This window comes from Streptomyces sp. NPDC048415 (assembly GCF_040651675.1).
In the GTDB taxonomy this organism is placed as follows: Bacteria; Actinomycetota; Actinomycetes; order Streptomycetales; family Streptomycetaceae; genus Streptomyces.
This window is the reverse complement of record NZ_JBEZKJ010000004.1, coordinates 198,481-211,615: the sequence shown is the minus strand read 5'-3', so window position 1 is coordinate 211,615 and position 13,135 is coordinate 198,481. Positions and strand designations below refer to the sequence as shown.

Below are 13,135 nucleotides of genomic sequence, written 5' to 3'. Positions count from 1 at the left end.
CTCATGAGCACGTATCCAAGACGTCAGGTACTGGGAGCCGCGGCCGGAGCCGCCATCGGGGCCACTCTTCCCCTGGCCGCCACGGCCGAAGCCGAGGCCCGGACCGCCGCCACGGACACAGCCGGGGCCGGCGCCGTGAGCCAGTGGGTGCCCGTCCCCGACCCGGTCCCCGTGCCGCTCGACGCGTACACCAACAACGACGGCATCGACACCGCCGCGGCGCGCGGCGGGGACTTCGACGGCTCGGGCTACACGTTCCCGGGCGAAGACCTCCCCGCGGGACGCGTGGAGGTCGACGGAACTTCCTTCCTCTTCCCCTCGTCCGCCGCGGGCGCGAAGAACAACGTGGTCGCCCTCGGCCAGCGCATCGACCTGCCCAAGGGCCGTTATCTGTCCGCCCTGTTCCTCGCGGCGGGCAGTTACGGCAACGCGTCGGGCAAGGCCACGGTGCACTATGCCGACGGTTCGACGACGACGGCCGGGCTCGGCGGCTCCGACTGGTACGCGGCGGGCGGCTCGCTGTCGGCCGGGTACCGCTACCGGCCGGACGGCGGCAAGGACGAGCACCGTGTCGGCATCGGTACGGCGGAGGTCTGGATCGACCCGCAGCGCGAGGCGGTAGCCCTCACCCTGCCGACCACCGACCCCGCCGAGGCGAACAAGACCTCCCTGCACGTCTTCGCCCTGTCCCTCCAACCGGCCGCACGGGGGCGGGCGTTGGCCCTGCGCGACGCGCACTCCACCTTCTCCCTCCTGGAGTCGAGCGGCGCCCAGAGCGTGGAGGCCACCGTCGTCAACGCGGGCACGGTCGCCGTCCTCGCCGGTGACGGCGTGACGGTAGGCGTCGACGTGCCGGGCGCCCGCACCGTCGAGCCCGCGCGCGTGACCCGTCTCGACCCGGGCGAGCAGGCACGCGTCCGCGTCGGCATCCGCAACCGCGCGGGCACAGCCGCCGGAACCGCACGGGACGGCAAGGTGACGGTCAGCGGACGCGGTGAGCAAGCCGCCTCAGCGGAGCGCGCGTTGACGCTCGGCGTGCCCGACTACCGGCCCACCGAGGAATCCCTCTCCGGCCATCAGGCCCCGTACTGGTTCCACCGCGCCAAGTTCGGCATCTTCATCCACTGGGGCGTCTACTCCGTGCCCGCCTGGTCGCCGGTCGGCAAGCAGTACGCGGAGTGGTACTGGAACCACCTGCAGGACCCCCAGAACGCCGTGTACGCCTACCACCGCGAGAAGTACGGCGAGAACTTCGCGTACGACGACTTCATCCCGATGTTCACGGCGGAGAGATTCGACCCCCGGGCGTGGGTGGAGCTGTTCCGCGACGCGGGAGCCCAGTACCACGTCCTGACCTCGAAACACCATGAGGGATTCGCCCTCTGGGACACCAAGGTCGCCGACCGCAACTCCGTCAAGATGGGCCCGAAGCGCGACCTGATCCGCGAACTCTTCGACGCCTCGAAGCGGTTCACGCCGGAACTGCACCGCGGCCTGTACTTCTCCATGCCCGAGTGGTTCAACCCCGACAACCCGTGGATGGGGCACGCGCCGCGCAATCCATACACCCTGGAGCCGCTCCCTTACACCGGATACACCGCGGGCAAGGACTATGTGAAGGACTATCAGGCCGCGCAGATGCTGGAGTTGATCCACGGTTACGACCCGTCCGTCCTGTGGTGCGACATCGGCGGGGCGAACGACAGCGTTCAGGTACTGGCGGAGTACTTCAACCACGGCAAGAACCGCGCGAAGCCGTATGAGGTGGCCGTCAACGACCGCTCGGGCATCGGCTTCCACGACTTCACGACGCCCGAGTACACGACGTACGAGAACACTGTCGTCGCCACCTGGGAGTCCAGCCGGGGGCTCGACCCGTTCAGCTACGGCTACAACCAGGCGACGCCCGACGCCGCGTACATGACCGCCGAAGAGGTCGTGCGCAGTCTGGTCGACATCGTGTCGAAGAACGGCAACTTCCTGCTCGACATCGGCCCGCGCGCCGACGGCACCATCCCGGAGATCATGCAGACCCGGCTGCGCGAGACCGGCCGCTGGCTGAAGACCAATGGCGAGGCGATCTACGACACCACGTACTGGTCGCGCATGGCGCAGCTCGGCGAGGACCTGCGGTTCACGGTCCGGCAGAACACGGCCTTCTACATCCACTCGCTGACCGCGCCCGGCAGCAAGCTGACCGTCGAGGCGCCGGTACCCGTCCGCGCCGGCGACAAGGTCACGATGCTCGGCCACGACCGGCCGCTGACCTGGACGGTGAGCAACGGTTCGCTGGTGATCGACGTACCGGAGGCGGCGCGCAGGGCCGGCCGGTACGTGTGGGTGTTCAAGGTGGAGTGGCACGGCTGACTCCCCACGCGTGCGGGGCAGTTGACACCCCTCACGCCCCTCGGCGCCCCGTGCTGTCCCGCTCGATCAACCGGGGCACCGGAACCCGCACCGTTCGCGCCGGACCGCCGTCCAGGAGGGCGGTCAGCTCCTGCGCGGCGGTGCGCCCGAACTCCACGGTGTCGCGGGAGAGCGCGGACAGCCACGGCTTGACCATGCGGCACAGCGCGGAGTCCTCCCAGGCCACGACCGAGACGTCACCGGGGACGGAGAAGCCGAGCTCAGTGGCCGCGGCGACGCCGGCGACGGCCATCACGTCGTTGTCGTAGACCAGCGCGGTCGGCGGGGTGCCGCTCTCCAGGACGCGGCGGGTGACGGCGGCCCCCTCGGCGTCCGAGTAGTCCGTGGTCACCGAGCGGACCTCGGTCAGGCCCCGCCGCCCGGCCTCGGCCCGCAGCGTCCGGATCCGGCGTTCGGTGTGGGCGAGCCCCGGCAGGCCCGCGATGTGCGCGATCCGACGGTGGCCGAGCGCGTACAGCTCGTCCACCAGCGCGGCCATCGCGCCCGCGTCGTCCGCCCAGACGGTGGACAGCCCCGGGTGCCGGGCGTCCGGCGCGCCGCCGATGACCACGGCGGGCAGCCCCAGCTCGTCGAGCAGGTCCGGACGCGGATCGTCGACGCGCGGGTCGACCACCAGCACGCCGTCCACGCGGTGCTCGGCCCACCAGCGCCGGTAGACCGCGCACTCGGCGTCCACGTCCTCGACCACCTGGAAGAGCAGGCCGAGATGACGCTCCGCCAGGACCTCCTGGATGCCGGAGATCAGCTGGAGGAAGAACGAGTCCACGCCCAGCGTGTCGGCGGGGCGCGCCACCACCAGGCCCACCGTGGCCGCGCCCTCGCCGGACAGCTGGCGCGCCGCCGTACTGGGCCGCCAGCCCAGCTGCTCGGCGACCCTGCGCACCCGGTCACGGGTCACCTCGGAGACCCCGGGCCGGTCGTTGAGCGCGAAGGAGACGGCGCTCTCGGAGACCCCGGCGCGCCGCGCGATGTCCTTCATCGTCGGCCGGCGCGCCGGAGACCGCTTGGCTGGCACGTGGGCCTCCTCATTTCTCCGAGCTGCGCACTAATGCGCTTGAGGCGTAGAAGGCTAAAGCGCATTAGCGATGACGTGCAAGTAGCCGTGTGCGCGCCTCTGAGCTGCACTAATGTTACGCAATTTCCTTTAGTCGGTGCGAATCCATTGACTTCTTGTGAGCTTGCCGGGCATGGTCGCTGGCGCCACCTCTCGCCGACGCCGTAAGGGAGCCGTGTCACCGTGCCCATACCCCGCAGAGCGCTTGTCGCCGCCGCCGTCGCCCTCGTCCTGCCGCTGAGTGCCTGCGGCTCGGGTGACGACGGCGGCGGTTCCACGGACGCCTCCGGCAAGGTCGAGGGCGACATCACCTTCCAGACCTGGAATCTGAGGGCCAACTTCAAGTCCTACTTCGAGGGTGTGATCGCCGACTTCGAGAAGAAGTACCCCGGCACGCATGTGAAGTGGATCGACCAGCCCGCCGAGGGCTACGCCGACAAGATCAGTGCCGACGCGGCGGGCGGCACCCTGCCCGACGTCGTCAACGTCTCACCCGACCTGGTCGCACCGCTCGCCAAGGCGGGCCTCGCGCTCGATCTCGACAAGTCCGCCGCGAAGTACAAGAAGGAGTACCTGGACGGCGCCTGGGCCGGCCACCGGATCCCGGGCATGACCGGGACGTACGCCTTCCCCTGGTACCTCAACACCGGTCCGCTCTTCTACAACAAGTCGCTCTTCAAGCAGGCCGGGCTCGACGCCTCCAAGCCGCCGACGACGTACGACGAACTCTTCGCCGACGCCCTGCAGTTGGCGAAGAAGAGTGACGGCAAGGTGGCCACGCTCGCCAACGTGCCCACCGTCGAGGACTTCGGCCGCTACGGCGTCGAGCTGATGAACAAGGAGGGCACCGCGTTCTCCTTCAATGACGCCAAGGGGATCGAACTCCTCACGAAGTACAAGGAGTTGTACGACGCCAAGGCGCTCGACCCGCAGGCGCTGACCGCCACCCCCGAGTCGTCCGGCAAGAAGTTCCTGACCGGTGCCGTCGCCATGAACCCGGGAAGCGCCCTGGACCTCGACAACTTCAAGAAGCAGGCGCCGAACCTGTACAAGAACATCGGCATCACGGACCAGATCACCAGCACCGGCAAGGTGAACATGTACGTGATGGGCGTGATGGTCAACTCGCGCACCAAGCACACCCCGGCCGCGGTCGCCTTCGCGCACCACGTGACCGATGCCCACAACCAGATGTCGTTCGCCAAGAAGGTCGCGATCTTTCCGAGCACCGCCGGATCACTGGACGACCCGTACTTCACCAAGGAGGACGGGACGGACGAGACGCGGGTACGGATCGCCGCCGCCAAGTCGCTGAAGAACGCGGTCAATTACACGCCCGTCCTCTTCAGCGATCAGATGAAGACCGCGCTGCGCAACGAGGTCGCCAAGGCACTTCAGGGCAAGGAGAGCCCCAAGACGGCTCTTGACAACGCTGTCAAGGCCTGTAATCGGCTGCTCCAGCAGCAGGGCTGAACCGGCATGGCGAGTTCTTCCCGGGTCGCCCGGACCGGGCGCCCCGTGACCCGGGTGCGGCGCCATCTCCCCACCAGTCCCTGGCTGTTCGCCGCACCCGGTCTGCTGATCACCGGCGTCTTCGTCCTCCATCCCTTCGTCTCCACGCTCATCAACGCCTTCACCGATCGCCGCACCCTGATCCCGGGCAGGTTCGTCGGTCTCGCCAACTTCCGCGAGCTGCTGCACGACGACATGTTCTGGACCGGACTGCGCAACAGCACGCTGTACGTCGTCGGAGTCGTCCCCGCGCTCGTGCTGCTGCCGCTGCTGCTCGCCCTGCTGGTCCAGAAGAACATCCCCGGCATCACCTTCTTCCGGTCGGCCTTCTACACCCCGGTGGTCGCCTCCATCGTCGTGGTCGGCCTGATCTGGGTGTGGCTCCTGGACGAACGCGGCCTGGTGAACGCGTTGTTGGAGGCGATCGGCGTCGGCAGGGTCGGCTTCCTCAGCGACCAGTGGCTGCTCCTGCTGAGCGCCATGGCCGTCACGGTGTGGAGAGGGCTCGGCTACTACATGATCATTTATCTGGCGGCGCTCGCGAACGTGCCGCGCGAGCTGCACGAGGCCGCGCAGGTGGACGGCGCGGGCGCGGTGCGCCGCTTCTTCACGGTGACCGTGCCCGCCGTCCGCTCCACGATGGTGCTGGTCGCCGCGCTCTCCTCGGTCTCCGCCTTCAAGGTGTTCTCCGAGGTCTACCTGATGGCGGGCCCGGACGGCGGTCCGGCGGGCGAGGACACCACCCTCGTGATGCTCGTGCAGCGCACCGGCACCGGGCTGACCGGCCGCGTCGGCTACGCCTCAGCCATCTCCGTCGTCGTCTTCGTCGTCACCGTCGTACTGATGCTGCTGGTGCTGCGCGCCGACCGGAAGGAGGAGGCGTGAGCGTCATGGAGAAGGCGCGGCCGACAGAGACCGCGGTGGCGCGCCAGGAGCCACGCGTCACCGATGAGCACGGCCGCCGCATCCGTGTCTGGGAACTCGCCCTGCGCTATCTGCTGTTGCTGGCCGTCCTCGCCCTCACCGTCGGCCCGTTCCTGTGGCAGCTGTCCACCTCGCTCAAGGGCCCGCACGAGGACATCTTCAGCTCGCCGCCCACGTTCCTGCCGAGCGACCCGACTCTGCACAACTACCAGCGGGTCGCCGACACCATCCCCGTCTGGGACTACGCCCTCAACTCGCTCAAGGTCGCCGGCGCCAACGTCGTGACCAACTGCGTGGGCTCGGCGCTCGCGGGCTACGCCCTGGCCCGGCTGCGCTACCGGGGCCGGGGAGTCGCCACCCTCGTCTTCATCCTGGCGATGCTCGTGCCGGCGGAGAGCATCATCATCGCCCAGTTCACGACCATGCGGGAACTCGGTCTGAACAACACGCTGATCGGTGTGGTGCTGCCCGCCTGCGTCAGCGCGATGAACGTGCTGCTGATGCGCAACGCCTTCCTCAACCTCCCGTACGAGATCGAGGAGGCGGCCTTCGTGGACGGGGCGAACGCCTGGCAGCGTTTTCTGCGGATCGCGCTGCCGTCGGTGCGGGGCACGCTCGCCGTGGTCGCGATCTTCGCCTTCATGGGCGCCTGGGACGACTTCCTGTGGCCGCTGATCGTGCTCAGCGATCCGTCGAAGTTCACCCTGACCATCGGGCTCAACTATCTGCACGGCACCTTCGCCAATGACGAACGGCTCGTCGCCGCGGGAACGATCATCGCCGTGGCGCCCCTGATCGCCCTCTTCGCCTGCCTTCAGCGCTACTTCTTCCGCGGCGTCGGCGAGGGCGCCGTCAAGGGCTGAACCTCCGTACCCCCGTTCCAAGGAATCCGCATGCCTCCTGCTGTGCGCTTCGGCGTCAACTACACGCCCAGCGAAGGGTGGTTCCACCACTGGCTCGACTTCGACCTGGACTCCGTACGCGCCGATCTCGACTCGATCGCCGCACTCGGCCTGGACCACATCCGGGTCTTCCCGCTGTGGCCCTACTTCCAGCCCAACCGCACGCTGATCCGCCCGCGCGCCGTAGAGCAGCTCGTCGCGCTCGCCGATGCCGCCGCGGAACGCGGGCTCGACGTCAACGTGGACGGCCTGCAAGGGCACTTGTCGAGCTTCGACTTCCTGCCCGCGTGGACGCGGACCTGGCACCGGCGGAACATCTTCACCGACCCGGACGTCGTCGACGGCCAAGCGGCCTATCTGCGCACGCTCGCAGCGGCTCTCGCGGACCGGCCCACCTTCATCGGCATGACCGTCGGCAACGAGGTCAACCAGTTCTCGGCGGGACCGCATCCGGACCCCGACCGGGCGGGCAGCGCCGAGATCGACGCGTGGCTGGAGCGGATGCTCGCGGCCTGCGAGGAAGGCGCGCCCGGCAAGCTGCACCTGCACGCCGAGTACGACGCGACCTGGTACCAGGCCGACATGCCGTTCACCCCGGCCCAGGCCGCCCGGCACGGTGCCGTCACGGCCGTCCACTCCTGGGTCTTCAACGGCACCGCCCAACGGCACGGTCGTCTCTCCGTCCCGGCCGAACACCACGCCGCGTACCTCATCGAGCTGAGCAAGGCCTGGGCCGACGGGCCCCACCGGCCCGTCTGGCTCCAAGAGGTCGGCGCTCCCCAGCCCCTCGTCCCGGCCGAGTACGCGGCCGCCTTCGCGGAGGCGACCGTCGCGAACGCCCTCGACTGCCCGGATCTGTGGGGCATCACCTGGTGGTGCTCGCACGACGTGTCCCGCGACCTCGCCGACTTCCCGGAACTCGAATACGGGCTCGGGCTGTTGACCAACGACCGCAAGCCCAAGGACATCGCGCACGTGCTGGCACGCGCGGCCCGCGAGCACACCTACGCGCCCGCCGTCCGTACCACGGCCCTCGTCGTTCCCGCCGACCCGTCGGCCCGCTCGCTCTGCGGCCCGGGCGGACCGGTCTTCGACGCCTTCTTCCGGCTGGTCGCCGACGGCGCCCGCCCGACCACCGTCCTCGACGTGCGCGCGGACGACACGGACCACCTCACCGCGCGCGGCATCACCGAAGTCGTCTCTCCCGGCCAGGTTCTCCCCACCCCACAAGGAGGCACCCGCTCGTGAACCCCACCAGACGCACCGTGCTGCTCGCCGGCGCCGCGACCGCCCTGCTGCCCGCGCTGCCCGCGACAGCCGCCCCGAAGACGACGGCACTCCAGCCGTACGCCTCCTACTGGTACCCGGACTCCCTGCCCGCGGGCACCCCGGGCGCCGGCATCAGCTGGCGCAGCCTGAAGTCCTGGCGGGCCGAGAGCGACACGGATCTCGCCTTCAACGCGGCCTCCGTGCCGCTCGCCGCGCGCTTCACGCCGACCCCCGCGAACTCGACGGCCCGCTCCGGTCAGGCCCGCATCCAGTCCCTTGTCTCCTTCGGACCCACCTCGAGCAATCCCTCGCAGGGCGCCGCCACCGCCGACTACTACGCCCTCACCCACTGGGCGTACGTCGACGAACTCGTCTTCTGGGGCGGCTCGTCGGGCGAGGGGCTGATCCTCGCGCCCAACGCGCCGATCGTGGACGCCGCCCACCGCCACGGCGTCCCCGTACTCGGCAATGTGTTCCTGCCGCCCGTCGCCTACGGCGGCCGGCTCCAGTGGACCCGCGACCTGGTGCAGAAGGACACCGCCGGGCACTACCCACTCGCCGCCCAACTTGTCGCCGTGGCCGCCGCGTACGGCTTCGACGGCTGGTTCATCAACGCCGAGACCGACGGCGGGAACACCGCGCTCGCCACCGACATGCTCGGTTTCGTCCGGGAACTGAAGGCGCTCGGGGCGGCGAAGGGGCAGCGCGTCACCTGGTACGACGCGATGACCGTGAACGGCTCGGTGAGCTGGCAGGGGGCGCTGAACAACCAGAACAAGGCGTTCTTCCAGGCCGCCGACTGCCTGTTCATCGACTTCCGCTGGTCGCAGGGCTCTCTGACCTCCTCCGGGACGACCGCCCAGCAACTGGGGCGCAGTCGCTACGAGTTGTGGGCGGGCGTCGACGTCGAGTCCAACGGCACGAACACGTCCGTGAACTGGGACGCGATCGTGCCGACCAACAAGGCGCATGTCACCTCCATCGGCTTCTACCGGCCCGAGTGGACCCGCAACCACCTCCCCGCGAGCCACACGCCCGGCGACTTCCACGCGGCCGACGACACCTTCTGGACCGGCGCCTCCCTCGATCCCTCCAAGCCGGACACGACGGCCGGCTGGCGGGCCCCCGCCGTCTCCGTCGCCGACCGCTCCACCGTCACCTCCGTCCCCTTCGCTACCGTCTTCAACACGGGGCACGGCCTGAAGTGGTACGAGAACGGCAAGGCCACCTCGGACACCCCCTGGAACCACCTCGGTCTCCAGGACCGGCTGCCGTCCCGCCGCTGGGTCGTGCGGACCACCGGCCAACGTCCCGCCGTCACCTTCGACTTCGCGGACGCCTGGCGCGGCGGCAGCAGCCTGCTGGTCGACGGTGCCCTCGGCGCGCCGGCCACGCTGGACCTGTACGCGACCCGGCTTCCCCTCGGCTCCGACACGGTCGTCGAGCTGACCCACCGCGCCGACTCCGGCAGTGTGCGCGTCGAGCTCGCCGTCGCCACCGCCGAACCGGGCGCGGCGGGGGCGGCACCCCCGTACACGTACTTCCCGGTGAGCGCGGGCGACAGCTGGGGGACCTCGACGGTGCGGCTGACCGGGCTGACGGGGACCATGCACGCGCTGGGCGTCCGGCTGACCGGCCGCAGCGGTCCCGTGCGCTGGCGCCTCGGCTCTCTCGCCGTCCGGGACGCGGTGGTGACCCCGGCGGCGCCCACCGGCCTGCGCGTCACCGACGCCGCCGGAGGCAGCCTGCGCTTCGCCTGGCAGGCCGCCCCCGGCCCCGTACGCCACTACGAGCTGTACCGGACCCTTCCCGACGGCACACGCCGCTTCCTCGGCGGTACCTGCCAGCGCGCCTTCTACGTCGGCTCACTCGTCCCCGAGCAGGGCGAGCCGGCCGCGCGGTTCGAACTGCGCGCGGTGGGGGAGCTCTTCACCGTCTCGACCCCCGCCACGACCACCCACACCTGGTAGTCCGCACCCTCACCCCACGGAGCTCTCTCATGCATGACGACCGCACGCTGGTCGAAGCCCGCCTGAGGCGCGTCCTCGACGAGCGCATCCGCCCCGCCGTGTACCCCGAGTCCGTCCCGCTGGACGTGGCGGTGTGGAACGCACCCGGCGAGCCGGTACCGGTCGCCGAAGGGCTCGCGGCGGCACCGGAGCCGATCGAGGTGGGCGCCCGCTGGGGTGCTCCGTGGGGCACCAGCTGGTTCCGGGTCACCGGAACCGTTCCGCGGGCGTGGGCCGGCAAGACCGTCGAGGCCCTGCTGGATCTCGGCTTCGACGAGAACATGCCGGGCTTCCAGTGCGAGGGACTGGTGTACCAGCCCGACGGCACTCCGGTGAAGGGCCTCAACCCGCGCAACCAGTGGGTGCGCATCGGCGCCCCGGTGGAGGGCGGCGAGGAGGTCCGGCTGCACATTGAGGCCGCGTCCAACCCGGTCATCCTCGACTATCACCCCTTCCTGCCCACGCAGTTGGGTGACAGGGAGACGGCGGGCAGCGAGCCGCAGTACACCCTCACGCGGATGGACCTCGCGGTCTTCGACGAGACCGTGTGGCAGCTCGTCATCGACCTGGAAGTCCTCGGCGAGCTGATGGCCGAGCTGCCGGTGGAGTCCGCGCGGCGCTGGGACATCCTGCGAGCCGTGGAGCGGGCGCTGGACGCGGTGGACCTCCAGGACGTGGGCGGCACGGCGGCCGAGGCACGCGCGCGGTTGTCGGAGGTCCTGTCCGTGCCCGCCGCGCCCTCCGCCCACCGCATCAGCGCCGTCGGGCACGCGCACATCGACTCGGCGTGGCTGTGGCCGCTGCGCGAGACCGTCCGCAAGGTGGCCCGGACCACCTCCAACATGACCGCGCTGCTCGAGGACGAGCCCGACTTCGTCTTCGCCATGTCCCAGGCGCAGCAGTGGGCCTGGGTGAAGGAGCACCGGCCCGAGGTGTGGGCTCGGGTCAAGAGGGCGGTGGCCGACGGGCGGTTCGTCCCCGCCGGTGGCATGTGGGTCGAGTCGGATACGAACATGCCGGGCTCGGAGGCGATGGCCCGTCAGTTCGTGCACGGCAAAAGGTTCTTCCTCGACGAGTTCGGCATCGAGAACGACGAGGCCTGGCTGCCCGACACCTTCGGCTTCGCCGCCGGACTGCCGCAGATCATCAAGGCGGCGGGCTCCAAGTGGCTGCTGACGCAGAAGATCTCCTGGTCCCAGACGAACAAGTTCCCGCACCACACCTTCCAGTGGGAGGGCATCGACGGCACCAGGATCTTCACGCACTTCCCGCCCGTCGACACCTACAACTGCTCCATGAAGGGCAGCGAAATCGCCCACGCGGCGAGCAACTTCAAGGACAAGGGCGTCGCCCGGCACTCACTCGCCCCCACCGGCTGGGGCGACGGGGGCGGCGGCACCACGCGCGAGATGGTCGCCAAGGCGTCCCGGCTCCGCGACCTCGAAGGCTCCGCGACCGTGACGTGGGAGACCCCGGCGGAGTTCTTCCGAAAGGCCGAGGCCGAATACCCCAACGCTCCGGTGTGGGTCGGCGAGTTGTACCTGGAGCTGCACCGCGCCACGCTTACCAGCCAGGCGAAGACCAAACAGGGCAACCGCCGCAGCGAACACCTGCTGCGCGAGGCCGAACTGTGGGCGGCGACCGCGGCCGTACGAACCGGATTCCCTTATCCGTACGAGGAGTTGGACCACCTCTGGAAGACGGTGCTGCTCCACCAGTTCCACGACATCCTGCCCGGATCGTCCATCGCCTGGGTGCACCGGGAGGCCCGCAGGACATACGAGCGGGTCGCCGCGGAACTGGGCGGCATCATCGACGCCGCCCAGCGCGCGCTGGCGGGCGAGGGATCGACGGATCTGGTGTTCAACTCCGCGCCGCACAGCAGGAACGGGGTTCCCGCCGGGGCGGCCCGGGTTCCTTCCGGAGAGGGCCGGACCGCTCTCGCACCGCGTGCCATGGGTGGCTACGTCCTCGACAACGGCGTATTGCGCGTCGAGATCGACCGGTGCGGGCTTGTCGTCTCCGCGTACGACCTCGGCGCGGACCGCGAGACGATCGCGCCGGGTAAGGCCGCCAACCTGCTCCAGATCCACTCCGACTTCCCGAACATGTGGGACGCCTGGGACGTCGACGAGTTCTACCGCAACACCGTCACCGACCTGGTCGACGTCGAGGAGATCGTGCCTGGTGAGGACGGCGTGTCGGTCCGGGTCGTACGGTCCTTCGGCGCGTCGCGGGTCACCCAGGTGCTCTCGCTCGCGCCGGCCGAGCGGCGGCTCGCGATCGACACCGAGGTCGACTGGCACGAGACCGAGAAGTTCCTGAAGCTCGCCTTCCCCCTCGATGTGCATGCCGAGCGGTACGCGTCCGAGACCCAGTTCGGGCACTTCTACCGGCCGACCCACACCAACACCTCCTGGGAGGCGGCCAAGTTCGAGGCGTGCAACCACCGGTTCGTGCACATCGAGGAGCCCGGCTGGGGCGTCGCCCTGGTGAACGACTCGACGTACGGCCATGACGTGACCCGGACCGTGCGCGACACCGACTCCGGTACGACCACCACCGTGCGCGTCTCGCTGCTGCGCGCGCCGCGCTTCCCCGATCCCGAGACCGACCAGGGCGTACACCGCTTCCGGCACGCGCTGGTGCCGGGCGCGGGAATCGGCGACGCGGTGCGCGAGGGATGGCGGATCAACCTGCCGGAGCGGCGCATGACGGGTGCCGGGGAGGTCGCACCACTGGTGAGCGTCGAGCAGGACGCCGTCGTGGTGACGGCGGTCAAACTGGCCGACGACGGCAGCGGTGACGTGATCGTCCGCTTCCACGAGTCGCGCGGCGGTCGCAGGCGGGCCACGCTCACGGTGGGCTTCGAGGTCGCGGCCGTCACGGTCACCGACCTGCTGGAGCGACCGCTCGCGAAGGCGACGGCACCTGACCGGGACGGCGACCGGATCACGCTGCCGCTGCGCCCCTTCGAGCTGGTGACGCTGAGGCTGCGGCGCGCCTGAGACGCGGCGGGGGCTGCGGGCCGAGTGCGG

At 70.0% G+C, this 13,135-nt stretch carries 8 protein-coding genes; 7 read left to right on the top strand and 1 reads right to left on the bottom strand.

Annotated elements, in window-relative coordinates; translation table 11 throughout:
- The first annotated feature begins 3 nt into the window (after window positions 1-3).
- On the top strand, window positions 4-2,367 hold the full coding sequence (locus AB0D27_RS05325; protein WP_362502226.1) for an alpha-L-fucosidase: 2,364 nt from the start codon (window positions 4-6) through the stop codon (window positions 2,365-2,367).
- A gap of 31 nt (window positions 2,368-2,398) precedes the next feature.
- On the opposite strand, the gene AB0D27_RS05320 is transcribed toward AB0D27_RS05325, so the two are convergent.
- Window positions 2,399-3,442 (bottom strand): LacI family DNA-binding transcriptional regulator, encoded by a 1,044-nt coding sequence (locus AB0D27_RS05320; RefSeq protein ID WP_362502224.1) that lies wholly within the window; start codon window positions 3,440-3,442, stop codon window positions 2,399-2,401.
- Between the two features lie 222 nt (window positions 3,443-3,664).
- On the opposite strand from AB0D27_RS05320, the gene AB0D27_RS05315 reads away from it, so the two are divergent.
- The 6 genes from AB0D27_RS05315 to AB0D27_RS05290 are packed head-to-tail and all read left to right on the top strand — an operon-like array spanning window position 3,665 to window position 13,105.
- Window positions 3,665-4,954 carry a sugar ABC transporter substrate-binding protein gene (locus AB0D27_RS05315; protein ID WP_362502222.1) on the top strand — a complete coding sequence of 430 codons (1,290 nt, stop codon included), beginning with the start codon at window positions 3,665-3,667 and terminating at the stop codon, window positions 4,952-4,954.
- Window positions 4,955-4,960: 6 nt separating this feature from the next.
- A complete protein-coding gene (locus tag AB0D27_RS05310; protein WP_362502220.1) occupies window positions 4,961-5,878 on the top strand; it encodes a sugar ABC transporter permease in 918 nt (305 codons plus the stop codon).
- A 5-nt stretch (window positions 5,879-5,883) separates the two neighbouring features.
- Window positions 5,884-6,780 carry a carbohydrate ABC transporter permease gene (locus AB0D27_RS05305; protein ID WP_362502377.1) on the top strand — a complete coding sequence of 299 codons (897 nt, stop codon included), beginning with the start codon at window positions 5,884-5,886 and terminating at the stop codon, window positions 6,778-6,780.
- A 30-nt stretch (window positions 6,781-6,810) separates the two neighbouring features.
- Complete coding sequence (locus AB0D27_RS05300) at window positions 6,811-8,067, top strand: glycosyl hydrolase (RefSeq protein ID WP_362502218.1); 1,257 nt, start codon at window positions 6,811-6,813, stop codon at window positions 8,065-8,067.
- Window positions 8,064-10,058, top strand: coding sequence for an endo-beta-N-acetylglucosaminidase (locus AB0D27_RS05295; protein WP_362502216.1), 1,995 nt, complete (start codon window positions 8,064-8,066; stop codon window positions 10,056-10,058). Before AB0D27_RS05300 ends, AB0D27_RS05295 begins: the two co-directional genes overlap by 4 nt.
- Before the next feature lie 29 nt (window positions 10,059-10,087).
- The gene (locus tag AB0D27_RS05290; RefSeq protein ID WP_362502215.1) at window positions 10,088-13,105 is read left to right on the top strand and encodes a glycoside hydrolase family 38 C-terminal domain-containing protein; all 3,018 of its coding nucleotides are present in this window, start codon (window positions 10,088-10,090) and stop codon (window positions 13,103-13,105) included.
- Window positions 13,106-13,135: the final 30 nt, after the last annotated feature.

Excerpts from the sequence above, each read along its gene's own strand:
- AB0D27_RS05325 (WP_362502226.1), top strand. The coding sequence starts at position 4 with ATGAGCACGTATCCAAGACGTCAGGTACTGGGAGCCGCGGCCGGAGCC.
- AB0D27_RS05310 (WP_362502220.1), top strand. The coding sequence starts at position 4,961 with ATGGCGAGTTCTTCCCGGGTCGCCCGGACCGGGCGCCCCGTGACCCGG.
- AB0D27_RS05305 (WP_362502377.1), top strand. The coding sequence starts at position 5,884 with ATGGAGAAGGCGCGGCCGACAGAGACCGCGGTGGCGCGCCAGGAGCCA.
- AB0D27_RS05300 (WP_362502218.1), top strand. The coding sequence starts at position 6,811 with ATGCCTCCTGCTGTGCGCTTCGGCGTCAACTACACGCCCAGCGAAGGG.
- AB0D27_RS05290 (WP_362502215.1), top strand. The coding sequence starts at position 10,088 with ATGCATGACGACCGCACGCTGGTCGAAGCCCGCCTGAGGCGCGTCCTC.